General features: G+C 39.7%; 13 protein-coding genes and 2 tRNA genes. 2 read left to right on the plus strand and 13 right to left on the minus strand.

From position 1 onward, the window contains the following. Window positions 1–257 precede the first annotated feature (257 nt). The 8 genes from I6F66_RS10640 to I6F66_RS10675 all read right to left on the minus strand — a co-directional run bounded on the left by I6F66_RS10640 (window position 258) and on the right by I6F66_RS10675 (window position 16,727). Window positions 258–1,583 (minus strand): PAS domain-containing methyl-accepting chemotaxis protein, encoded by a 1,326-nt coding sequence (locus I6F66_RS10640; RefSeq protein ID WP_007585625.1) that lies wholly within the window; start codon window positions 1,581–1,583, stop codon window positions 258–260. 193 nt (window positions 1,584–1,776) lie between these two features. Further along, on the minus strand, window positions 1,777–3,831 hold the full coding sequence (gene recD, locus I6F66_RS10645) for an exodeoxyribonuclease V subunit alpha (protein WP_197160873.1): 2,055 nt from the start codon (window positions 3,829–3,831) through the stop codon (window positions 1,777–1,779). Continuing rightward, window positions 3,828–7,406, minus strand: coding sequence for an exodeoxyribonuclease V subunit beta (gene recB / locus I6F66_RS10650; RefSeq protein WP_197209254.1), 3,579 nt, complete (start codon window positions 7,404–7,406; stop codon window positions 3,828–3,830). The genes recD and recB overlap by 4 nt, the downstream gene beginning before the upstream one ends. Further along, window positions 7,393–10,692 (minus strand): exodeoxyribonuclease V subunit gamma, encoded by a 3,300-nt coding sequence (recC, locus tag I6F66_RS10655; protein ID WP_197209255.1) that lies wholly within the window; start codon window positions 10,690–10,692, stop codon window positions 7,393–7,395. Before recC ends, recB begins: the two co-directional genes overlap by 14 nt. 160 nt (window positions 10,693–10,852) lie before the next feature. Then, window positions 10,853–11,914 (minus strand): alkaline phosphatase D family protein, encoded by a 1,062-nt coding sequence (locus I6F66_RS10660; RefSeq protein WP_165728840.1) that lies wholly within the window; start codon window positions 11,912–11,914, stop codon window positions 10,853–10,855. Then, window positions 11,911–13,038 carry an alkaline phosphatase family protein gene (locus I6F66_RS10665; protein WP_024594361.1) on the minus strand — a complete coding sequence of 376 codons (1,128 nt, stop codon included), beginning with the start codon at window positions 13,036–13,038 and terminating at the stop codon, window positions 11,911–11,913. Before I6F66_RS10665 ends, I6F66_RS10660 begins: the two co-directional genes overlap by 4 nt. Window positions 13,039–13,111: 73 nt before the next feature. Beyond that, entirely contained in the window at window positions 13,112–15,481 is a 2,370-nt protein-coding gene (locus I6F66_RS10670; protein ID WP_197209256.1) for a TonB-dependent receptor, read from the minus strand. A gap of 202 nt (window positions 15,482–15,683) precedes the next feature. Continuing rightward, window positions 15,684–16,727, minus strand: a complete 1,044-nt coding sequence (locus I6F66_RS10675; protein ID WP_197209257.1) for an alkene reductase — start codon at window positions 16,725–16,727, stop codon at window positions 15,684–15,686. Window positions 16,728–17,230: 503 nt separating this feature from the next. On the opposite strand from I6F66_RS10675, the gene I6F66_RS10680 reads away from it, so the two are divergent. Next, window positions 17,231–17,620 carry a DUF2750 domain-containing protein gene (locus I6F66_RS10680; RefSeq protein WP_007585609.1) on the plus strand — a complete coding sequence of 130 codons (390 nt, stop codon included), beginning with the start codon at window positions 17,231–17,233 and terminating at the stop codon, window positions 17,618–17,620. A 68-nt stretch (window positions 17,621–17,688) separates the two neighbouring features. On the opposite strand, the gene I6F66_RS10685 is transcribed toward I6F66_RS10680, so the two are convergent. Together I6F66_RS10685 and I6F66_RS10690 are read right to left on the minus strand one after the other, a co-directional pair. Then, the gene (locus I6F66_RS10685; RefSeq protein ID WP_197209258.1) at window positions 17,689–18,558 is read right to left on the minus strand and encodes an alpha/beta fold hydrolase; all 870 of its coding nucleotides are present in this window, start codon (window positions 18,556–18,558) and stop codon (window positions 17,689–17,691) included. A 107-nt stretch (window positions 18,559–18,665) separates the two neighbouring features. Then, entirely contained in the window at window positions 18,666–19,991 is a 1,326-nt protein-coding gene (locus tag I6F66_RS10690) for an OprD family outer membrane porin (RefSeq protein WP_165726146.1), read from the minus strand. Between the two features lie 658 nt (window positions 19,992–20,649). Between I6F66_RS10690 and I6F66_RS10695 the strand changes: the two genes are divergently transcribed. Beyond that, window positions 20,650–23,328, plus strand: a complete 2,679-nt coding sequence (locus I6F66_RS10695; RefSeq protein ID WP_197209259.1) for a CHASE domain-containing protein — start codon at window positions 20,650–20,652, stop codon at window positions 23,326–23,328. A 70-nt stretch (window positions 23,329–23,398) separates the two neighbouring features. Here I6F66_RS10695 and I6F66_RS10700 read toward each other — a convergent pair. The 3 genes from I6F66_RS10700 to I6F66_RS10710 form a co-directional block, all read right to left on the minus strand. Further along, window positions 23,399–23,488, minus strand: a tRNA-Ser gene (locus tag I6F66_RS10700). Window positions 23,489–23,663: 175 nt separating this feature from the next. Continuing rightward, a complete protein-coding gene (nadA, locus tag I6F66_RS10705) occupies window positions 23,664–24,704 on the minus strand; it encodes a quinolinate synthase NadA (RefSeq protein ID WP_007580396.1) in 1,041 nt (346 codons plus the stop codon). Window positions 24,705–24,845: 141 nt separating this feature from the next. Continuing rightward, window positions 24,846–24,921: transfer RNA gene (locus I6F66_RS10710), tRNA-Lys, on the minus strand. Window positions 24,922–24,927 lie beyond the last annotated feature (6 nt).

The raw sequence follows: 24,927 nt of genomic DNA on the forward strand, positions 1-24,927 counted from the left end.
AAATACCAAACAGACTGCTGCAAATTTAACCTTGAAAGATCAACAGACTCTAGTATTAGGAACAACGAACAAAAATGCAACAACTTATTATCATTTAGGGAAGAGAAGAAACTTATTTCATACTGATTAATGAGTTAATAGAGGTATAGTTGTTATATTTGAAATTATTAGATGGGTTTCAAGGGGTATATTGAGGGTAGTAAGATTAAAGCGGATACCATTGAAAGTGCCCGCTTTAGAATAAGGACGAAGCTAATCTAACCGTTAGCTTTAAGTTCACTGGTAAATTGCCCAATCGCATTTACAACTTCTTGTGCACCTTGTTGGATCTCTTGCATCACTTCACCAGATTCTTTAGATAACGCCAAGCCTTGCTCTGCCTTCTCTTTACCTTTTTCTATTACAGCCACCGTATTTTGGGTTTGTGATTGGTTGCGCTGTACAACTTCTACAATTTCTTCTGTTGCTTTTGAGGTACGCGATGCAAGCAATCGCACTTCATCTGCAACCACAGCAAAGCCTCGCCCCTGCTCGCCAGCTCTTGCCGCTTCAATTGCGGCATTTAATGCTAATAAATTTGTTTGCTCAGCAATACTACTAATGCTTTGTACAATACTCGATATTTGTTGCGACTGCTGATCAAGCGCTGAAATTTCATTTGCAGCTTGCTCCATGTTAATAGCCAGCTCAGTCATTACTGCGACTGTATCTTGTATAACGCTCGCGCCTTGCTCTGCTTTTTTATCAGTTTGGGTTGAGGTGCTATAAGCAATTTCGGCAGCTTGTGATATCGCAATTTCTTGATTTACTTGATCAGTGATAACAGTTGCAAACTTCATCACTTTATAAAGCTCATTCGCGTCATTTGAGATTGGGTTATATGACGCTTCTAGCCAAACAATGTTGCCATGTTTATCTACACGCTTAAAACGCTCAGCAATAAACTTACCTTCTCTTAATTTAGCCCAAAATTGCAGATACTCTTGGGAGTTATACTCTGAAGCCTCACAAAACGTACGGTGATGTTTACCTAGTATTTCACTTTCTTGATAACCCATTGCAGCTAAAAACTGATCATTTGCTTTTAAGACATGGCCCTCTAAATCAAATTCAATTACCGCCATAGAGCGATATATCGCTTTAATAGTATCGCTTTGCTCGCGAGAAGCCGTAATTGTTTTTGTAAGTACACTTCCGAATATAGAAAAATAGAGCAACTGATCTTGCTCCCCTTTTACTGGATGTACTATTAAACGTAACCATTCAGCTTTACCATCGCTGCGCATAACTTGCAATGCACCGCCCCAATGCCCTTCTTTTTTAATAGCTTGCTGTAGGCTTTTAAATTCTGAAGATTGACGAGACGAATCTGTAATAAAATCGTCAAAAGAATTATTAGTTAGATCATCTTCACTGTAGCCTAGGTTTTCTAAAAACTTATCATTGGCGTGCGAAATTCGGCCATCATAAAGAATGTTTAGTACTAACATCTCTCGGTAAAGCCCTTCCCATACTTGTTGTAATGGGTAAAGTTCAGCTTTTAGAGAAGCTATTTCGTTTTGTTTATTTTTAGAAAAAAACATTAATATCCCTACTAATACATTCGATATGAAATGAAATTAATTTTATTATAGAAGATATTATTTATAACGCGATAAATAATAAGAGCTTTAATTACTAGATTCAGAAAGTTTTAAAATAGCCAATACATAAACACTGGTATCTGCAAATATGTGGATACATCAATAAAATAACTTCTATGTCCCAGCAGAACCTTTAATTCTCAAACTTTAATCTTTCATACAATCCAGACGCTCTCGATACGCTTTTATTCATTGCTAATTGCAGCACTTTTTTGTCAGCCACCAGCTCAAACTTATTTTTAGCGCGGGTTATTCCCGTATACACTAATTGCCTGTTAATACCCATGCGCGCTTGTTTTAGCGGTGGCAGTACCATGGCTGTGTAGCTAAACTCTGAGCCTTGTGATTTATGAATAGTCATTACATATACTTTATCGTGTGCAGGGAGTCGTGCTGGCGAAAATGCTCGTTGATTACCTTGCTCGTCAATAAATATGGCTTTGAGCTGATTACTTTCATCGGGCATTAAAATACCAATATCACCGTTAAATAACTTAAGTTGATAATCGTTTTGGCTCACCATAATAGGCATACCCGTGTAGTGGTGAGTATTAGGACTTACGGTAATTAAACCTTGCTGTTGCAACACGCGCTCTATTCGTTGATTTAAGCTATTAACGCCGTAATCGCCCTCTCGCACTGCAGCTAAAAGCTGATAACTAGCAAAAGCAGTATGCACCTTTGCAACATCTGCACCTTGGGCTATTAAGTTAAGGTATTTTGCATAATGACTTGCTGCACTTTTAACGAGCTTTTCAATCGGTTTTGCTACAAAGTCGTAATCTAAAATTACATCGTTAAAACGCCCTTCACTACTTTCTTGCTCTACGTAATTTAAAATACCGGTGTTATTGGTGTTTACCGCAAGTGCTAGTTGACCAATACCGCTTTGTGCGTCAAATCGATAACTGTGCTGTAAAAAGGCAATGCAATCTGCAAGTTTAAATTCACTCACGCTTTGCGATACGAGTTTAGGTTTATTATTAAAACATAAACTATTTAGCTCATCACAACGTGCTTGCGAGTAGCTTGGCGTTTGCCCAAGTGTTAAACCTTGGCATAAATCGCTCATTACGCTGCCGGTATCTACCGAGGCAAGCTGATCTTTATCACCTAGGAGTATTAATCGCGCGTGCGCAGGAAGTGCTTCTATTAATTTAGCCATCAGCGATAAATCGACCATACTGGCTTCATCAATAATTAGTACATCTAAATGCAGCGGATTACTTTTGTTATGTCTAAATTTATTAGTAAACGGTTTTACGCCCAATAAGCGATGAATCGTTTGAGCGCTTTGCGGGATCAGCGCTTTTATATCATCAGGAATCGTTGTGAGCTTATTTTTAGCGCCCAAAATAGACTCACTTAAACGTGCAGCGGCTTTACCTGTAGGGGCCACCAGCTTAATACTAAGGGGCGCGGTTTTATAAAGCGACTGCAAAATAGCCAGCAACTTAGTCACTGTGGTAGTTTTACCTGTACCTGGGCCACCCGTGATCACACTAAAGCCTTTGGTGGCCGCAATCGCACACGCCACTTTTTGCCAATCAGTTTCAATTGTTGAATCAGCAGGAAAATAGGTATTTAAAAGTTCAGCCAATACTTCATTATTAATATTGAGCTTTCGCTCGCTCATGCTTAATAGTCTATCCGCGAGTGTTTGCTCATAACCGGCAAGGCGCGCAAAATAAAGTCGCTCGTTAAACAGCTGCAGTGGTTTATTTTCGCCCACGCTTTCATGGCTTTGTAAATAATTAAGCGCCGTATGTACGTTAAAGTCATCACTAAACGGGCTTAGCGTACTGGGTACATTGCCATCGAGTTTATTAAAGTCGCTTTTGCGCAAATTAAAAGGATTACTCCAATCAACTTCACTTAAGGTTAGGCAGCTATGCTGGCTTTGCTGCGATAAGCACAGCAATAAAATAATATAAAACAGTTCATTGTGAGTTTTCTCAATGTCATTAGCACACAGTAATTCAGCGAGCTTCACATCAACTACACGCAGTCGGTTTTGCGCTAATAAATACTCAAGTAACGGGACTTCGGTAATCGTATTATTTAACACAATATCCTCTAATGGGGCATCTTGTGCTACATTTTTTGAAGTAAGAGGCTCTGCGGCTTCATTATTAAGTGTCTCGTCTATATCGTCAAACAAGCCAGGTTGCTCATTTAAATCGCTCATAGCATAGCTCCTTGGCTAAATAAGCCATCTAAAATAATCACTTGTTCTTCAGTTAGCTTTTTAAAGTACACGCCTTGCCCTGTCGGCATTCCACGTAAAAACGTGTAATACACGCCGCCTAAATGGGTTTCTATCGAGTAATCAGCTATACGTTGTTTTAATAAACGATGCAGCGCTACCGTGTAGATTAAATACTGTAAATGATACTGATGACTGCTCATCGCTTGCTCAAGCATATCGCCTTCGTAATCAGCTGGCGTACTGCCTAAATAATTAGACTTATAATCTAAAATATAATATTTACCTTGGTAGCAAAATATTAAATCGACGAAGCCTTTTAACAAGCCTTTTACTTGTGAAAATTCAAGCTTACTTTGCGTAAAGCCAAAATGTTTCACCAGCATTTCGTTTAGCTTAGGTGCACTTAAGCTCTCAAGTGGTAAATTAAATTCCATTTCGACTAGGCAATCATTGGGTGTAAGCACACCCAATGAAAGAAGGCTGTTTTCTAGAGAGCTTTTATCTAGGGGGCACGCAAGAACATCAAGCACCCATTTTTCAGCCACTTCTCGCCATTGCTCACCTATGTGGTATTTTTCAAGGCTGCGCTTAACTACCTCAGATAAGTTTTGCTCGGAATTAGTTGGGTGAACTATTGGGCTAATAAAATCTATTTGTTCAAATATTTCGTGTAAACAGCTACCCGGCTTTGGCCCTTTAGGAAAACTATAAGGTGATGGCAGTTCATCCTCTTGCACTGCAAACTCGTCTTTTTCGTGATCTTCATCACTTCGCCCTGGGGCTAATTGGTCGCTATGCTTTTTAAAGCTTAACGCACTAAAGCTGGTTGCTCGCCAGTTACGCTCAATATTTGCCGTTACTCTATTGACACTTAATGTTTGCTGCGCAATTTCACTATTACTAAAACAAAGCGTGCCTTGCTCTAATAACGTTTGCGAGGTAAATTGCTGATAGCTCATCGCGCTATTAGCGTCGCAAAACTCACTTAAATGCGTGCGCCATGTTTGGCTACTGGCAAGCTCAAGCCCTGCAAATAAAACATGCCCTAGTGCACTACTTTGCATTGCTAAGCGGCTACTTTGCCCTTGCCCAATGTTATAAACACCAAGCGCACAAAAATGCACAGCGCGAGTAAGTGCTACATACAGCAGGCGTAAATCTTCAGCTAAGCGCTCTTGCTCTGCTTTTTGCAGTGCATCTTCGTCTTTACTTAAATCGTAAACTAGCTTGCCGTTATTGTGATAAAGCGCTTCTTTTGTTTCGCGATAGCCACTAGCAAACGGCATAAATACCAGTGGGTATTCAAGCCCCTTTGAGGCATGCATAGTGACAATTTTTACTAAGTTGGCGTCACTTTCTAGGCGCACTTGTACTGTTTCGCCATCTTGTTGGCTTACCTTTTGTGCAAACCATCGCAGCAAACGCAGCGTGCCTTCAAGCTCTATTTGTTTTTGCTGAAGTATTTCGCCCAAGTGCCTAAAGTCCGTCAGCCAACGCTCAACGTTATATCCCAACCCTTGCCATTTAGCGCTAAGCTGGTTATGGCTCATTAAGCGCTCAAGCATGGCCATAGCGCCTTGCTTGTTCCAAATGTGGCTAAGTTGTGCAAAAAAGTTTAAGTAGTCTTGCCATTTATTTTCATCATCGGCGAGTGCATGTATTTCGTTATAACTTAAACAAAATAACGGGCCAGCTAAAACACCGCGCAGCAATGACTCGTCATATTGACCATGCAGCGCTGTTAAAAAGTTAAGTAGGTGATGGCTAAGCTCTTGACTAAAAACGCTTTCGCGCGATAAATACACGCTGGCTATTTTGGCTTCGCTAAGCGCTTTTTTCATTATTTGTGCTTCAACACGGTCGCGCACTAATATACAAATATCGGCAGCGCTTACAGTGTTACTGCCAATGCACGCGTCCCCCTGTTTAGCTTTTTCAAGCAGAGTCACTATTTTATTCGCAAAGTGAGTGGCTAAATGCGCTTGCCCTACACCTTTGTTAGTTGGTTTGTTCTTTTCATCGGCGGCTTCATCTACAAATACATTAAATTCGAATGCGGTAGCGGGTTTGCCATCAATTAAAAAAGAGTCATCCGCTTTTTTGCCTTTAGCAGCTACTGCGTTAAAGGGTATGGCGTCGTTATAAATAAAGCTGTTAGCGTGTTTGCCAAATAAACTATTAACGCTATTGACTATATCGGTGCTTGAGCGAAAGTTAGTCCCCAGCGTAAATTGCTGATCAGTCTGCACTGCCTCTTTTGCGCCAATGTACGTAAAAATATCTGCGCCCCTAAAGCCATAAATAGCCTGTTTAGGGTCGCCTATCATGGCAAGCGTGGTATTTTGTTGCCCATAAATTTTACTAAAAATACCGTACTGAATCGGATCGGTATCTTGGAATTCATCAATCATGGCAACCGGAAACAACTGCGCAATTTTTTGCGCTAGTACGTCGCCTTGCTCGTTATTAAGCGCACTGTGTAAATTAGTCAATAAGTCATCTGGGGTGATCACGCTTTGCTCTTGCTTGCGCTTAACTATTGCGGCTTTTACCCAGCGTGCTGCATGTTGTACAACCGCTATTTTGAGCCCTTGGTTTATGGTGTTATTAAGTGCGGCAAGCTCGTCAAACTGACTCAGTAATGGATGCACAAATAATGGCTGATTTTTTTTATAATTGCCTGCATCGCTTAGGTTTTCTGTACTCCATACTTCAAACGAATACTTGTTAGTGCCAAATTCAAAAAACAAATCGCCGCCTAAACAAAATGCCTCAAGCGCACTAAGGCTGCCTTTTCGTGCTGGCGTTTTAGACCCGCTTAAACCCGAGCTTTTAATAGCACCGATAAACTCTTGCTCTAACACCGCTTTTTTAAATGCAGGCACACGGGTTACGTATTCGTCACGCGCTTTCCATACATCATCTAAATTTATTTGTGGTGTAATGTGCGCATTAGCTTTGTTTAAAATGCTCGCCACTTGAGCGAATAAAGCCTCTGGTGCGGCAAATACATCTAAAATAGCATCGGTGCGTTCTTTGTTTAGTGGGTATACAAATGCGCGCCAAAAATCTTTAATGGTTTCGAGTAATATGTCGCGCTCATCTAAAATAAATTCGAGATTAAACGCCACTCCCGACTCAAACGCATGTTGTTTTAGCATCCGCTGACAAAAGCCATGAATGGTAAAAATAGCGGCTTCGTCCATTGATTTAGCAGCTGCATCGAGCAAATCAAACGCGCGGTGCTTATCATCAATTTTGGCAATTACGCCTTCAATGAGTTCGTCATTTGGGTCTTGCCCAAGCAATGCGTCGCGCGCAGCAATAATTCGGCTGCGTACGCGGTCTTTAATTTCTTGGGTGGCGGCGTCGGTAAAGGTTACTACCAAAATTTGCTCAACACTGAGCGGCGTATTTAACTCACCTTCTATTTGCATACCTAGTAAGTAACGTAAATACAGCCCCGTAATTGTATAAGTTTTACCAGTACCCGCACTGGCTTCTATTAAACTTTGACCAATGAGCGGCATAGTAAGAGGATTAAGCGCTTGCATGGTCACTCTCCTTTGCGTGTTCAAATAAAGGCGTGAGCAATTTATCACTCCATTTTATAAATTCATCTTGGCAGTCGTTTAGCGATTGCACCGTTAAGCGAATATACGGGTTTTCGCCCTCGCCTCGCCCTATGTATTGCGGGCTAAATTTGCTCATTGCTTTTGTTATATCGCCGCCGCTTTTAACGTATTCATAACCACTTACCGGAAAAAATGGCACTGGCTCTGCGCGCAGCGCTTTGTATAACTCAAACCAATCAGCTAATAGTGCATCGGCATCAGCTTTATTAATTGGCGCAAAGGTAATTTGCTTATCAAGCCCAAGTAACAATGTTTCTACTTGTTGACCCATACTTTGCGCTGCGAGGTGATAAATAAAGCCTTTAATTAAATCTTTCGCTTTAATACTCGCGCTGCGGTAAAACACTTGTTTTTGCAAATACACATGATTGAGCCAACCCTCTATTTTGGTGCCCTCAATGGTAAGCAAAACTTCTATTGGCTCACTTTTCCCTCCTTTAATGTGCTCTTTTACTTGCCCTGCAAGCGCATCAACTCGGTGCTCCATACTTTCAAATATGAGGCTGCCTACATTAGCTTGAGGTAACTCACCTCGCTGCAGTATTTGCTCGGTATTCAGTGGTTGCTCGTTTATATTGGCTTTAAGTATTTCATCAAGGTAAAAATAACGGCGCAGCGCATCTAGGCTAAATGGCTCTTCGTCTTTTGCTACTTCGTTAAATTGTGGCAGGCGTAAACCTAATGTTTGTTGATAAAAGCTCTCTTGTGCGCTGCACACACTTCTAATAAACACATCAAGATCTAACTGATCTGGCACAGTCACATCAAGTGCAATAACTGGCTCTGGTTTAATTGACTCACTTGGCAGCCAAATTGGATTGTAACTGTGGTTGCTCAGCACAGTATTGGCTTGCTCATCGGCTAAATAATAATGGCTATTAAAAGGCTGTAAATGCTGCTGATTAATTAGACATGCGGGCAGCGTTTTTTCGCTTTTATCGCTTAATTCAAAACTACGCCCAATATATTCTAACAGCTCGCTTACAAGGGTTGATGGCATACGCGGTTGGTTATCAAAACACGAGCGACCAATGTAACTCATGTATAAATTGTCGCGGGCACTCAGTAGCGCTTCTAAAAATAAGTAACGGTCATCTAATTTACGTGATCGGTCACCTTTTTGCTTTTTAGAATAAGGCACTAAATCAAAACCAATAGGTTGTACGTTACGCGGGTAGTCGGCATCGTTTAAGCCCAGCATGCATACCACTTTGAATGGTACGGCGCGCATGGGCATAAGCGTACAAAAGTTTACTTGCCCAACCAAAAATCGCTGCCCTACGCCTTTTTCTTGAATGCCTTGTTTAACTAAGTAACTAACAATACGCTGCGAAACCGCTTTGCTGTAATCGCCGTTGTCGTGGTGCTTTTGTAACTCTTCGAGCACGTTTTGAAGTACTAATAAATCCCAGCTGTCGTCACTTTCACTTTCGTATATGGCGTTTAATAGCTCGCTTAAAATATGCGCTTTATTAGTGAGCGTGTCATCAGGCGTTAGCTGCTCTTTAAAGCTTTGCAGTACATCAATAAAGTGCACGAGCTTATTGAGTGTATCAAGCGCCATGCCTTCTACTTCGTCAGCGCTGTAAATACCGTTAAACGGGCATTGTTCGTCGCGCATAGCAATACCAAGCAGTAAACGGTTAAGCCCATGTTGCCAGGTATTTAAATCGATAGCGGGTAAATCAAAGCTGCTTTTATGCGCTGCGTTTATACCCCATTTAACCCCAACACGTTCAAGCCAGTATTGAATTTGCTCGTATTCGTGTGCTTCAAGCCCAAATTTTTCGGCTATTTGCGTCACTTGTAATAAATCGAGAATATCCGACACACCAAAGCGCGAAAACGGTAAGTTAGCTAAACTCGCAAATGAACTAAGGACAGGCTTTTCTTGCTCTATGGCTAAATCGGCCAATGCGTAAGGAATAAAGCGGCTGCCTTGTGCCCCGCCAAATACGGCTTCAATATAAGGGCTGTAAGTGCCTACATCGGGCATCATGACAATTATGTCTTTGGGGGTAAGCGTTGGGTTTTGATTAAATAAGTTAAGTAAGTAGTCGTGCAAGCGCTCAACTTCTCTGAGCGGTGTATGGCAATCGCTGAGCGTAATACTGGTGTCGGTTGCGCTGATTGGTAACTTACCTTCGTCGTTTATAAACCACTCTTTGTTATCGGTCAGCGATTCGCCTTTAAACGCAAGCTGATAAATCTCACTTTGTACTTGCCCTAGTAAGGTGTCGTCAAACACATCAATAAAGCCATCAATCCAACGGGCATCTAGCTGTACAAGTTGTTCAAAGTAGTCGCGACCTAATTTACCCCACGACGATAACAACGGATTACCTATAAAGTAGTATTCTTCATCTGGATTGGTTTGTTTTGTTTGTTGCGCTTCCACCAGCGGCATTTTGGCGTATTTAGCGCTTATTTTAGCTGCTGTTTTTTCATCTATAATATCGCCCCAGTAATGTTCACTCGGGTTAAAAAAGAATAATATAACCTCGGTTTTTTTACTCAGCGCTTCAAATACGTCTAGCTGGGAGCTGGCAATCGCCGATATACCAAATAAGCTAATGCGTTGTGGCAGTATGCTATTGTCCATAGTCTCAAGTGCTGCAAGTAACTGCCCTTGCATATTAGCGCGATGAAATTGGCTTTGCCCAAGTTCTTGGCTTAGTTTTACAATGCGTCGCCATAAGTCAGGCTGCCATGGAGCAATGGTTACATCTACGCCATCAAGCTCATCTTTGCCGCTATCCCATGTGGCTATCCAGTGCGGTCGGTACATTAAATATTGGTCGTACACATCGGCTATTTTTTCGCACAGCGCAAAGGTTTTTTGCCCGTCGATATCGCCTTCTAAATAGGTTTTTAGCGGCAAATATAATGGCTCGTCAATACAGGTTGGTAAAATTGCGAACAGCTTCCAAGCAAGGTTGGGCTTATTAAATGCCGACTCTTTAGGGACATTTGGCAGTAATTGCTGATACAACTGCCAAATAAAGCTCGACGGCAGCGGAAAATCTACCTGCGCTGCAACCCCTAAGTTTTCGCTCAAACCTATTTTTAACCACTGCGACATACCCGGCGATTGCACTAGCACTACTTCTTTGTCGAACGGGCTTTGCAATGGGTTTACTTTTAACAGCTGGTGGAACTGCGCTTGCAGGGCTTCCATCCGGTTTGATTGAATAATATTTAGCATATAACACTGACCTTGCTTGAGATAAAACCAGTGTAAGATATTTTCAATATTAGGGGTAGCGCAAACGGGTAATTGGCTTTAATAAATCAGAGAGTTAAGAACTAACTTACAGATTTTATACGCACAGCATCTATTTTATATACTCTGCGTAGTAGTGAGTTTATTTATAAGGGCTAATACTTGATAAACTAAAGTCACTTTGCATTATTACTTCGCCATCAATGCCTTTTAATTTAAGTGAAATAGTGGGGTCAATTTGCTGCCAGTCTATGCTTAAATCACCATAATTTACGTTATGAGTAAAATTCCCTACTCGGTGTTTGTTAGGGCTTACATCTTTCCACTTTTCAGTTAAGCCAGAGCTGGTCATCTCAATTAATGGGTAATCAAGGTTTTGCTGATACTTTGATATTTCACCCCAGTGCGTATCGCCGCTGATGATCACTACCCCATTTACCTTATGCTTTTTAATCAATGCAAATAAACGGTTTCTATCTTCAGGAAAGTTTGCCCATGACTCCCAACCTGTAAAATCGGGTAAAAGCTGTAAGCTTGAGGCAATCAATTTTATTGCAGCAGGCTTTTTAAGCTCTTGTTCAAGCCATTGCCACTGGGCTTCACCTAGCATTGATGCGCCCTTTACTTCACTAGGACTATATGGGCCTTGGTTATTTAACTTACGCTTAGTGTCGTATTCAAGCTCGCTTACATGGTTTAGCGCATCACGGTTCCAACGTAAATCAGGCATTATTATTTGTATGGTTTGCTCATTTTCACCATACATGTACGAGGTATAAATTCCATCAGGACGAGTGCGACGTGCTGAGTTTGCAGGTTCATCCCAAAAATTAAGCATAATTTGGCGTGATTGCTCTTTATGCGGATACTCTTTACCTGCATCGTTTTGGCCATAATCGTGGTCATCCCACATGGCAATGATAGGCGTTTGCGCTTTCAAGATTTTAAAACCCGCCTTTGCCCCTAAACGTTGGTATTTATCGGCAAGTATATCCATATCGTTGGTATCGCCGTAAATATTGTCACCCAAAAATATAAACAAATCCCCCTGCTCTTTGTTAATTGTATTAAATATGGGTATGTTTTTATCTTGATGCCCACACGAACCAAACAGGATTTTAGATGGCGCGGCAGTAACACTTGCGCTAATAACCAAACTCAGCGCCAAGGCAGATAGGGTTAATGGTTTTAATAGGTTCTTCATTTTAAAATCTCGCTAATAGCTGGCGCCATATTTGAATTTATTTCATTTGGATTCTGCCCAAGAGCCTTTAAAACGGTCGCTGCTATTTGTACTTGTTTAAGCTCATTTTCAGTTTTAATTAAGCCCCGTCCTTTTATTGCGGGGCCGATGGCTGCAAGCCAAATATGTTCAGAGCCGACAATTCCTTCTGGGTAGGTATTTTCACCTAACTCTAGCTCAGCAAGTGCACGTTTAGAGCTGTGATGTTGCCAATCATTGGCATTATTGCCACGGCCGTGATCAGTAGTAATAATTAGTGTGGTGTTATTTTTATAACCCGCTGTAGTTTGAATAGTTGCCCATAAGTCTTTTATAAAAGCGTCACTTTGCCTTGCCGATTTAAGGTATTGTTCGTAATGACCATCATGCGCAAAGTCATCGGTTTCGCCTAAACTTATCACCAACAACTTAGGCTTTTTAGCCAACATATACGCTTTAGCAAAGCGATATGTAAAACTGTCTAGTCGTACGTTATACCAAGGACTGGGGATTTCACTTTGTAGCGCATTTAACAGCGGCGCATCGGTGAATAAATTCTCTTCAATTGACATAAAACCTGCATTTACATACACGTTACTGCGCTTAGTATTTACAATGTATGGGAATACATCCCAACTACCAAATAAGGCTGTGCTACCTTTAAACTCAGGTAACTTATCTAAACGCTCTAAAATAGTTTTATTTGGGTTGAGCACTTTGTTGTTACTATTTATACTTTCGTCAACTTCACCGGTGAGTATTTCGTTGTAACCAGGGTATGAAAAATACCACGGGTTACTTACCGACATAGTAGAGCCGTTAGCTCTATCGCCAATTATAATCCCTTTTTTAGCCACTACTTGCGTTAAAAAAGGCATAAGTAATTGCTGGCGCTCATTTGCTGTTTTTGCCCAAAATTGGGTCTTTAATTGCTCAGGCTTTTTAACAAAATCAGTATTATTAATTAAGCTATTATCAGCCCCATTAAATACTTCTTGCCAGCGTACCCCGTCAAGCGTTACCAGCACTACATTTTGCGCTGCTGTTGCAAAGCTGCTCGCTAATACACTTAAGCTAAATAGTGTTACTTTTATAATTGTTTTCATCGCGTTTGCGCCCTTTCATATAATAAAGCCCATCAATGATGGGCTATATTTTAATTCAATTACTAAAACCTAATTAAAAGTCAGCGGTCAATGTAACTGCCGCAGTGCGAGGCGCACCAATGTAATAAGTAGAGCCGTTACCGGTACCACCTGCTAAGTAGCTTTTGTCAGTAACATTATAAACAACAAACGATACGTCAATGGCTTTAAACGGGCCTGCATCTACGTCAGTTGAATAACCTGCATTAAAATCAAGTACGGTGTAGCCGTCTACTTTATTACGCGTGCGAGTGTCTTCGTCTTGCCATGCACCTAAACGCTCGCCGGTGTATTTAGCCGATAAACCAACACGAAAGCCATCGCTAAAGTAATCGGTAGATACCACAAACAAATCCTCTGATGAATCTATTATGCTGTCGCCTTTTCTAAAGCTTGGTGCGACCTCATTACCACTTTCATCTTTTAATATTACACCCTGTGAATCGTATGCATTTGGATCATCGGATGAATACTCAGAACTGCTATTAGTATACGACGAGTACACGCTCCAGCTTGTTGTTAACATATAGCTTGCTGCAAGCTCGAGCCCATTTGAGTCAATACCCCCTACATTTACGTACGAGCCATTTGTGCCAATCGTGTAATCAATGCCGTCTGTGCCACTACCAGGCGCAATAAAGGTAATGCGGTTATCAAACTTAACACTGTAAGCCGTTGCTGTAAGGGTTAATCTGTCGGCTTGGTAACGTACACCAAAGTCGATGTTGTCGGCAGTTTCTGGCTCTATGTTTGTAAGTGTTGAGCTATCTCGCTCAAGTACACCGTCTTTTATTGCTGAAAAATTCTCGCTGTAACTGGCAAATAATTCTGTGCTGTTATTTAGCTGATACAATACACCCCCGCTAAATAACACGTCTGAGTCGCTATCTACTTTATCTGATCTTTCGTTAGCAAAGTGGTCGTACTTTTGTAATTCAACTAAATACTGTTTTGCACCAATATTTAACGTTAAGTCACCAAAATTAATCGAGTCTTGTAGGTACCATTTGAATGTATCGGTATCAAAGGTGTTTTTGTATTGTGTCCAGTAAGGCGTGCTATCAAAGTGATGATAAATACGCGCATCAATTACTTTGTGCCAATCACGCGACTCGTCACGCTCGCTTTGCTCATACCAAAAGCCCGCTTCTATATCGTGATCACCAAATGTAGCTTGGTAATTTGCCGTTACACCTAAGCGATCTTTGTTGTAATGCGTATGGCGGTAAGACATAACCGGCGTTGCTGTTGCATCGTAACACGCAGGATTTAAACCAGGACCCGACTCCCATGGCCAGCTCAAACTTTGCGTACAATCGGCATTTGGTGCAAGCGGGTTGCCCTCACTATCAGCAAAACCATAAGAGCCTGCATTAGTGCCGCCCTCGGTTGTTGGGTCGCCATTTTCATCAACAGGCGTTGTTAAATAAGGTGGGATCCAATCGCCGCGACCTGAATTTTTATGATAATAAGGACTAACGGTTAATAATGAAGTTGGCGAAATCGCGTATTCAAATTTTAAATAGCCTAAGGTATTTTCACGGAGCGTCCCCCAACCTTCTGCAAACATTTGGTCAAAGTGCGGAACTCCCGTCCAATTCCATGTTAGCTGATCCCAATCGGGTGTTTGTTCAAACTGCTCAAGGCTTACGCTGTTATAGTTCGTCTCGCTTACATCGTCGTAAGATAAACGTCCGGTAAGTGTTAAGTCGTCAAAATTAGATACAAACTTAAGCTCTGCGTGTTGGTTGTCTTTGCCCCCATTACTGCCTGAACCAATCCAGCGGCTTGTGTCTGTTTGCGAGTAACTTACGTACGCTTGTGTGTTATTAAAAACAGTGCCTGTTTCGTGTTTAATATAATAGCGCGTGGCATCGTGGCTGCCTGATGTATAAGCAAAGGTAGTGCCTTTTTCAAGGCTTGGGTCTTTACTTACAAAGTTAAATGTCCCGCCTAGTGCTTCAAGTGAAGCCGACTTAATATCAGACGTACCTTGACCTACTTCAACCGTTGCAAGGTTTTCGCTATCTAGGTAACGGTTAGCTTTAGCACCACCGCCATAATTAGAGCCACCATTGGGAATGCCATCAACGGTCATACCTAATTGTTGTTGGTTTCCATCAATACTAAAACCACGCATGGTGATTGTAGTAGACCAATCGTCGCCACCAAATGCATCACCTTCGTTTATGCTAATACCTGGTAAATTATCAATAACTGATAATATGCTCGATACCGAACTTTGTTGCTCAAGCATTGCAGGCTCAATAACATTGTTAGCGTAGCTCGTTGGTTTAGCAACCACGGTTACTTCTTCTATGGTGTTGTCGTTAGCATGAACAGATGTTGATACAGCCATGGCAATAGCCATGCTCAAAAGCGATTTGTTTTTTAAAGCGTACATTGTTGTCCCGTTTGATTTTAATTATGAAATATGAAAACGCGGACAGTATGAATTTTAAATATGACAACGAGGATGAACTTTATTTACATAAAAATTAAACAAATATGGAAGATTTATGGCGGGAATATGTACAAAAAAAGACACTCAAAGATTTAACTTCGAGTGTCTTAATAATTTTGTAAAGCTTATTACAAACAGTAATTTATTTTAATTGTGCTAGCATTTCATCGCTGTACGGTACTAACTCTTCACCGTTTGCAATTTTGCTAACGTAGTCTGGGTTTGCAATAAGTGGGCGACCAATAGCGATTAAGTCAAACTTAGCATCGTTAATTGCCTCTTTTGCAGATTCAAAGCTATAGCTGCCTACACCGACTAATGTGCCTTTGTAGCCTGCACGTAAAAATTCAGACGTAGATTTACCTTCAAGTGATTCAAACGTTGTACTGTCGTCAAAAATACCGCCGTGTAAATATGCTAATTTTCTGCTTTCAAGTTCTGTTAATAAGTAATCAAATACCGCTTTATCGCGGCTATCTTCGCTCATATTAAAGTAAGCACCCGGTGTTAATCTAAGTGCAGTACGATCACTGCCTACGGCTGCAATAACAGCATCCGTTACTTCTAGAGCAAAACGCGACATATTTTCAGGTGTTTGACCGTATTCATCAGTACGTGTATTTGCCGCATAATGTAAAAATTGGTCAACTAAATAACCGTTAGCACCGTGAATTTCAACCCCATCAAAGCCCGCTTCAATTGCGTTTTCTGCCGCTTTTGCGAAATCAGCAACTAGACTTTTAATATCATCAGTAGTGGCTGCTTTTGGTGTGATGTATGTAAGCTCACGCATACGTGGTACAGAGCCTTCAACGCCAATTGCCGATGGAGCAAGTACATCGCCATCAAAAAAGTGAGGGTGTGCAACACGGCCAACATGCCAAAGCTGTGCAAACATTTTGCCGCCATTAGCGTGCACTGCGTCAGTTACTTTTTTCCAACCTTGAATTTGCTCACTGCTAAATAAACCCGGAGTATTTGGGTAACCTTGTCCATCTGGACGAATAATAGTTGCTTCACTAATAATTAAACCGGTTTCGGCACGGCGAGCATAATATTCAACCATATCTTGTGTTGGCACTAAGTTATCGTCAGCCATACAACGCGTTAATGGCGCCATAAGTACGCGGTTTTTAAGCTCAATCGTGTTATTTAATTTAAACGGAGCAAGTAGATCAGTTGTCATTTTTCAATCCTTCATTAAGTATATGCTTACTACAATGTGGCCTTTTTACAAACATTCAAGCTTATTTTTGAATGATCGCTCAAATTAGTGAGAAATTATACTGATCAATCTACAAATTAGATCTGCATTGCTGAAATTAAATAGCAACTTTTCAACACTCTGTCATATAACTCGATATACTTGTGTGCATATAATTTAGATATACTAGGGCGTGTTGATCTTTGGTGGGTGAATTTGCAGCAGTATGTTTGGTTTTTAGGCAGGGCAGAGCCTATGTAGTGTGGTTATTCCCCATAAATAGGCGATAACGCAGCATAAAGACCAAACATGCGCTGCCCAAAGGGTTCTTTCTAGGGACGATTAACTCTTTGTTGCTCGGTTTTTACTTAGCCCACTAGGTTACAAACCTCGCGCCGCGATTTAATCGCCCCTAGATTGAACAAATTTCAATCCACAAAGGTCAACACGCCCTAATATCAATAGTAATTAAGAGTGAGCTAATTATGACAACGCCAAATTTAAGTGAAGAACACGCAGTAATTTTAGGACTTGGAGCAAAAAAACGCCTAGCCTATATGTTCGAAACCGTACAACAGTTCAAGCAAGTATGGATTTTAAACGATGATGATGGCTGCGTTATGCTTGCCAACGAAGATGACGACTGTGTGCCAGTTTGGCCAACTCGCGAATTTGCAGAAGCATGGGCAACTGGCGAATGGGCTGGCTGCAGCGCTAAAGCAATCCCACTTGCTGACTGGTTTAGTCGCTGGACACCGGGTCTTGAGGAAGATGACTTACTTATTGCTGCCTTCCCTACAGAGGAAGATGATGGCACGATATTGTTTTCAGATGAATTTGAAAAACAATTAAAAGCGCCAAAGCAAAAATATTAAGGTTCAAAGCCTAAATACTCAGAGTTCTAAAATTTATAAACGCGGCACTTAATTTAGTAGTCGCGTTTTTATTGGCAATATCTAAAATTCAAATAAGCCTGCGTAATTGCATCTGGATTTTCTACTTGCGGATAATGCCCAAGCTCTACAAACTCTTGTACGCGCGCATTGGGAATAAGCTTTTTATAATGCTCAATCATATGCTTACCAGAGATTGGGTCTTCTGCGCCTGCTATAAACGTAAGTGGTATATTGCTATTTATGATGGCACCAACCCAGCGTTCTCGGTTTTGCTGCCTCTGCTTTATATAACTAATGAGTTTGGGCATAACGGCTAAACCATCTTTATAAATTAGCAGCTCCCAAAGTGTGTCTACCACTTGTTTTGAGGGCGGTGTACTTTTACCAAAAATAGTAACTAGATTATTGGCAAATTTTTGTTTATTCATTAATTTTGGCACTATCCAACCTAGCTTTGAAAGTAAAAGCTTTTGTATAAATAAGGGTTTATGCACCTCAGGAAATAACCCACCATTTAAAAAGCAGACACTGTTTATTTTAAAGTCACTTTGGCTAACGACTTGCCTTGCTAATAACTCTTGAGCCACAGTATCGCCATAGTCATGAGCTAAAATATGTATATCATTAATATTTAACGTTTTTAAAAATTGAGTATATAAGTCGGCTTGTTCAGTAATTTTATAGCCTGCATTTTTAGGTTTATCTGACAAACCAAAACCTAGCATATCGAGTGTAATTACAAAATAATGTTCACTAAGGGTTTGCCACATACCTTCCCAGTCCCAACTAGCACTTGAAAAGCCATGTATTAAAAGCAACGCAGGCTTAGTTATATCGCCAGCTGTTTTAGTAAAAATTTGATGGCCACTAATTTGAGTAAATTGACCCTGTGATTGCCACTGTTGAAGAGAAAACATATATTAGCTTAATTTTTATTATTGATTTGTTAGTTTTATCATAAAGGTAATTAAAAAAGGAAACAAAACCAATGCATAAAATTTGCATTGGCTTATTAAAAGTCATGTTAAAATTTAATAGTGTAATCTACATAAACTCGATGGTCAGCTCTATCGCCTTTAACACCATCAACACTGCCTGATTTTTCGGTTGTATAATCTACAAATAACCAACGTAAGCTTAAGCCTTTTATTTTCTCAACTTTATAGCGAGTATCTACAGCCCAATATTTTTCGTCGGCTGTACCGCCTAACTTACCCAACGCAGAGTTTTCAGCATCGCTGCCGTCTGTGTAGTAAAATTTAGTTGTTAAGCCAGGCGATACTGCTTTCAAATCAATTCCTAAACGAGCTTGCCATGATGTTTCATTTTGATTTGTTAAATCGGCACCAATTAATGAGCGAGTTGGAAATGGGTTTGTACCATGGTCGCCACTGAAATTATCTTCAATCCAAGCATCACTTACTTTAGTAAATGCCGCACCTACACTCCAAATATCTTTTTTCCAATCAGCATCTAGGTAATAGGCAAACCCATCGTTTTCACTTTTGGTTAAACCTGTTAATGCACCAGGTGCATCTTCATCATCTAAATCACCACCCTCTGCGCCTGTTACAAATAAATCGCCATCATCTTGTGAGGTAAATATGCCAGTTGAAAGGGTTAACTTACTTTGCTCAAGCTTAATGTCGTAACTGATTTTTAACCCGATTTTACTTAAATAATTGTGTGAATTTAAATATTCAGCCTCTAATATTAGATTGTCTTTTTTATGCGTAGCACCTACGCCCCAAATTACGCTAATAGCACCAGTTGCCGATTGATCGGTAGAAAAGTCTTCCCATCTATCATCGTGTCGACGGCTCCATTTATCGTAAACGTAACCGTATAATTTAGTGTTACCAATTTTGTAATCGCCAAAAACGCCTCTAAAAGTATTAGGAATAGCCCGACTCCCAGAGCTTTTAAGCAACATACTTTTGGTTTTTTGCCCACCTACTTTAACGTGACCATTGTTGCCCAATTTAAAATCTAAAAAATATTGTCCAAATTTAGAAAAGCTATCGTCAACTCCACCGCTCTCATTACCTGCTGGCAAAATATTACCTGCGGCTGAACCCGTAGAATTAATATCCATCACGGTGTAAGTCGATACACCCACACTCACTAAATCGTTTATATAACCAGATGTGTAATTGAGCTCTATACCTTGAGCAAAAGTTGAATCGTCACTTGCGTCGTTATCGTAGTCACGGTCAAAATAAATTGATCTAAGTTTTATATTAAATTCATCTTGTTCTGTCAGCCCATTAACAGCGGCATACGAAGGAATAGAAATACATGTTAATACTGCGCCTGTTGCCGCAAGTAATTTAGATACTCGGTGAGCCATAGTTATCTCCGTTACCTTGTTTTGTTTAAGTTTTAACTGTGCAGTGCATAGCAGCATGTATTTTTTCGACCTACACGGTAAACATGTCATAAGGTAATTACATTTTAAGTAATCACGTTTTCTTTCACGCTACTAAAATATAGAACAATATAAGTTTTTAATGTTTTAATTTTCATATTATAAAATATTAAGTGTTTGTTTTGTTTCGGATGAATTATAAAAGTAAGGTGAGCATCGTCTCTTGCTCGCTCGAACCTATACCGATAGTTCCCTTTAAAAGCGTCATAATATTGGTTAAATTTTACTTTATTTAAACTTAACAAAGTAAAGTTATAAGCAAAAACTAAAAGCTATCCGTTGTTTTTTGAGTACCTAATATTCACTAAAAAATCGATAAATATAAAAATCAGCACCTTTAGCTAATACTTTTGTTGTTCGCTATAAAGTAGCAAAAAACATAAAAATTATTATATTTATATACATGTTCGTCTTATCTTGGTGAGTAAAATCAACTTTTTATATTACATCCACTCTAAACCTTTATAAAATATATATATTCTAATTAATAACAAAGTTGTATCCTGAATAATAAGTGCTATATTTATTTCGATGATAAAACAGATATACTGTCAGTATATTAATAATAAAGGATGAGTTAATGTTTTCAGGACGACCGGTTAGTAAAAGGTTATTAATCTCGGTGCTTACTCATGCTATTTTTTTCATCAGTGGTATTGTATTAACTTACTTTGCCCACGCTGCACATCAAGATGCTGTTAATAACAAAATAAATGAAGCCCTCAACAACCGCCTTTCTTCACTCTCAACAGGCGTTACTAGCAGATTCGACTTATATAAATATGGGCTATACGGTTTAAAAGGATTTATACACGGCATTGGCGTTAATAATTTAAGCTACCAAACAATTTCTAATTACTCTAACAGTCGCAACTACGCCCAAGAATTCCCTGGAGCAAATGGTATTGGCTTTATAAGAAAAGTGAATGCCGAAAACTTAGCTCAATTCTTAAAAACTGCAAAATCCGATCGGCCTAACCAAATATTCGAACTAAATAAACTAGCTAACGAAAGTGATGAGCACTTTATTATTCAGTACATATTTCCTGAGCAAAGTAATTCACGGGCTCTAGGACTCGATATTGCATCGGAAAGTACACGTAAAAAAGCAGCATTAAATTCTGCAATTAATAACCAAGTTCAATTATCGGCGCCTATTACGTTAATCCAAGCGGATAACAAATCGAAACAAGGCTTTTTAATTTTACTACCAGTTTATAAAAATATTATTATTCCAACTGATAAAACCCAGCGTTTAGAGCAATTAATTGGATGGACTTACTCCCCTTTATTAATAAACAATATTTTAGACTCTCTTTCCCAAGCTGATGAAAATAAGCTAGTCATTAGCGACATAGGTAACGACGTTAAAACTGACTTTTTTAGCTACGGCATTAAAAGCAACTCGGCTGATTATCAGTTAAATAAAGTAATTAAAGTGATGGGAAGAACATGGGAAATCACACTTAGTGCTTCAGACACATTTATTGAATCACTACACTTGCCGAGTAAATATCAAGCTATTGTCAATGGTGTTTTTTATACCCTTATTTGTATGTTTATAACTTTAATAATTCAGCTGTTTTTTTACCGTAGAGCACAAAGAACACAGCAAAGAATTATCAAAGCTAAACAAAATAAGCATATGCTGCAGCAAACAAATTTAAAATTAGAAAAAGAAGTAAAATTACGCACTAAAGAAATTGCTGATATAAGTATGCTTCAACAAAGTATTTTAAACAGTGCCAGTTACTCTATTATTGCGACCGACATAAATGGCTTAATTACTTTATTTAATCCCGCCTCTGAAAAGTTATTAGGCTATAGAGCAAAAGACGTTATTGGAATTGAAAATCCGGGTATTTTTCATTTAAAAGAAGAAATTATAAAAAAAGCCAAACAGCTTAGTGCAGAGTTAAATGAACCTGTTTCCCCTGGTTTTGAAGTGTTTATCTTAAAAGCAACTTCTACAGAGCCTGATATCAATCAGTGGACATACATTTCTTCTACAGGCGAGCACATACAAGTTAATATAAGTGTTACCTCTTTATTAAATAACGAAAATGAAATTGTTGGCTATTTGGGTGTAGCATACGATTTGACCGAACAAATTAATCACGAACAAGCTCTCGGACATGCTAAAGAATTAGCTGAACAGGCATCACAAGCTAAATCTGAATTTTTAGCAAATATGAGTCACGAAATACGCACACCTATGAATGGCATACTAGGTACATTACAGTTACTGCAAGAGCAGCCATTGAATGAAAAATCAAAAGAGTATTTAAAAAAATCACTTTATTCGACCCGCTCACTCACCACTATTATTAATGATATCCTCGACTTTTCTAAAATTGAAGCTGGGAAGCTTTCATTAGAATATAAATCATTCGACCTTTTTGAACTTATTCACCACTTAGAGTCTGATCTTGGCCTGCAAGCCAGTGATAAAAATATATACCTTAAATTTATAATTAATATTGAGCATAAGTATTGGGTGGGCGACCCCGTTAGACTCAGACAGATATTTTTAAACCTAATATCTAATGCGATTAAGTTTACGTCGCAGGGTGGCGTTACAGTAACGTTTAGGCTAACCGACGAAAATAAAATATGTTGTTGTATATCAGACACCGGAATTGGAATTTCTGAGCAGGCTATAGAGCGATTGTTTGAGCGCTTTGAACAAGCAGAGCAATCAACTACGCGTGAATATGGCGGTACAGGTCTTGGCTTACCTATTACTAAATCATTAATAGGTTTAATGAATGGCGAAATTAAAGTAACAAGCCAATTAGATTCAGGTAGTCAGTTTTATGTGTACTTACCATTAAAACAAGCACAGATTGATGAAAGCACATTAATAACAAAAAATGTTGAGCTTCCTGACCTATCTGGAAAAACTATTTTATTAGCTGAAGATAATAAAATAAATCAGCTTGTTGCATCTGCGATGCTTGAGCCTACAAAAGCCACCATTATTATTGCCAACAATGGGTTAGAAGCAATCTCATTATACGAGTCACACAAGCCAGACATTATCTTTATGGACATTCAAATGCCGAAAATGGATGGTCTTCAGGCATGTAAAAAAATTAAGGCGCTTAATAACGAACAAATTGTTATCGCGTTAACCGCTAATGTTTTTACAGAGCAAAAAGAAATATACAGACAGTTATTTGATGGTTACGTTTCTAAGCCAATTGAAAAACATGAGCTTGTAAGCATGTTATCAACACTCTATTTAGTTAATAGTTAGTCATTACGGAGGCATTAAAAAACCCAGTTACTAATACCTTTCGATATTAGTAACTGGGTTCTAAGAATAATGGTGGAGGGAGAGGGATTCGAACCCTCGTTAGGGATAAACCTAAACACACTTTCCAGGCGTGCGCCTTCAGCCACTCAGCCATCCCTCCACAGTGCTGCAATTGTGTAATGCAACAGCGCGCTATAGTATGAAATAGACCCTTAAGGTGCAAGGCATTTTTAAATATGAGCCTTTAAATGCTTACTTATCAAGCAATAGCTTATATATAGGCACAAAAAACGGCTAAATCTTAGACCTAACCGTTTTAATTTATACTTTTAAAATTACTTAGCCATGCTCGCAGTAAATTCAAGCATGCGATTTAAGGATTTAAGTGCGCCTTCGCGTAAATCCATATCAACGAATACTTCTTTACCTTTAGGGCTTATGAGGGCTTCCTCAATCGCTTTTAAGCCATTCATTGCCATCCAAGGGCAATGTGCGCAACTTTTACATGAAGCGCCCTCACCTGCCGTTGGAGCCGCAAAAAACTCTTTATCTGGACATAGTTGCTGCATTTTATAAAAGATGCCGCGATCTGTTGCTACAATAAACTTTTTATTGTCCATTGTTTGCGCAGCTTTAATTAATTGGCTCGTAGATCCAACCGAATCGGCAAGTGCAACAATTTCTGCTGGTGACTCAGGATGAACTAATACGCCTGCATCTGGGTGTAGCGCCTTCATATCTTTTAAGGCTTTAGTTTTAAATTCGTCATGTACGATACATGCACCATTCCACATAAGCATATCAGCACCGGTATTTTTTTGAATATAACTACCAAGGTGCTTATCTGGGCCCCAAATGATTTTTTCGCCTTGCTCATCAAGGTGCTCTACTATTTCAAGTGCACATGATGAGGTTACAATCCAATCTGCACGCGCCTTAACTGCGGTAGAGGTGTTTGCATACACAACCACTTTACGGTCAGGGTGCTCATCACAAAACGCTGAGAACTCGTCTATCGGGCAACCAATATCTAGCGAACACGTCGCTTCAAGCGTTGGCATAACAACCGTTTTATTTGGCGTTAAAATTTTGGCTGTTTCGCCCATAAATTTCACGCCCGCGACGATGATCATATCTGCATCATGACGTGCACCAAAACGTGCCATTTCTAGCGAATCGGCAACGCAGCCGCCGGTTTCTTCTGCAAGTGCTTGAATTTCAGGATCGGTATAATAATGTGCAACAAGTACTGCATTTTTATCTTTTAGTAATTGTTTTATACGCGCTTTATATTCGCCTTGCTCGTCATTTGTTAACGGTGCTGGCTTAGGGGGGAAAATATAACCTTCAGGCATAATAGTTTGAGCTAGACTCATGTTCTCGACCACTTATCTACAGTGCATTAATTAGGGCGAATTATACGAGAATATAAACATAAATAACAGCAAACTAGTTAAGCTGTTTATAAAAAATAGAATGGGAATTTAAAAAAGAATATAAAGGAAAGTATTAGAGAGTGGTGGGTCATGATGGATTTGAACCATCGACCAATTGATTAAAAGTCAACTGCTCTACCAACTGAGCTAATAACCCGCTCTA

The sequence above is a fragment of the Pseudoalteromonas sp. NZS100_1 genome (assembly GCF_015864285.1).
GTDB lineage: Bacteria > Pseudomonadota > Gammaproteobacteria > Enterobacterales > Alteromonadaceae > Pseudoalteromonas > Pseudoalteromonas arctica.

Coding starts and splice junctions, on each gene's coding strand:
- I6F66_RS10640 (WP_007585625.1), bottom strand. CDS start 1,583: ATGTTTTTTTCTAAAAATAAACAAAACGAAATAGCTTCTCTAAAAGCT.
- recD (WP_197160873.1), bottom strand. CDS start 3,831: ATGAGCGATTTAAATGAGCAACCTGGCTTGTTTGACGATATAGACGAG.
- recB (WP_197209254.1), bottom strand. CDS start 7,406: ATGCAAGCGCTTAATCCTCTTACTATGCCGCTCATTGGTCAAAGTTTA.
- recC (WP_197209255.1), bottom strand. CDS start 10,692: ATGCTAAATATTATTCAATCAAACCGGATGGAAGCCCTGCAAGCGCAG.
- I6F66_RS10660 (WP_165728840.1), bottom strand. CDS start 11,914: ATGAAGAACCTATTAAAACCATTAACCCTATCTGCCTTGGCGCTGAGT.
- I6F66_RS10665 (WP_024594361.1), bottom strand. CDS start 13,038: ATGAAAACAATTATAAAAGTAACACTATTTAGCTTAAGTGTATTAGCG.
- I6F66_RS10670 (WP_197209256.1), bottom strand. CDS start 15,481: ATGTACGCTTTAAAAAACAAATCGCTTTTGAGCATGGCTATTGCCATG.
- I6F66_RS10675 (WP_197209257.1), bottom strand. CDS start 16,727: ATGACAACTGATCTACTTGCTCCGTTTAAATTAAATAACACGATTGAG.
- I6F66_RS10680 (WP_007585609.1), top strand. CDS start 17,231: ATGACAACGCCAAATTTAAGTGAAGAACACGCAGTAATTTTAGGACTT.
- I6F66_RS10685 (WP_197209258.1), bottom strand. CDS start 18,558: ATGTTTTCTCTTCAACAGTGGCAATCACAGGGTCAATTTACTCAAATT.
- I6F66_RS10690 (WP_165726146.1), bottom strand. CDS start 19,991: ATGGCTCACCGAGTATCTAAATTACTTGCGGCAACAGGCGCAGTATTA.
- I6F66_RS10695 (WP_197209259.1), top strand. CDS start 20,650: ATGTTTTCAGGACGACCGGTTAGTAAAAGGTTATTAATCTCGGTGCTT.
- nadA (WP_007580396.1), bottom strand. CDS start 24,704: ATGAGTCTAGCTCAAACTATTATGCCTGAAGGTTATATTTTCCCCCCT.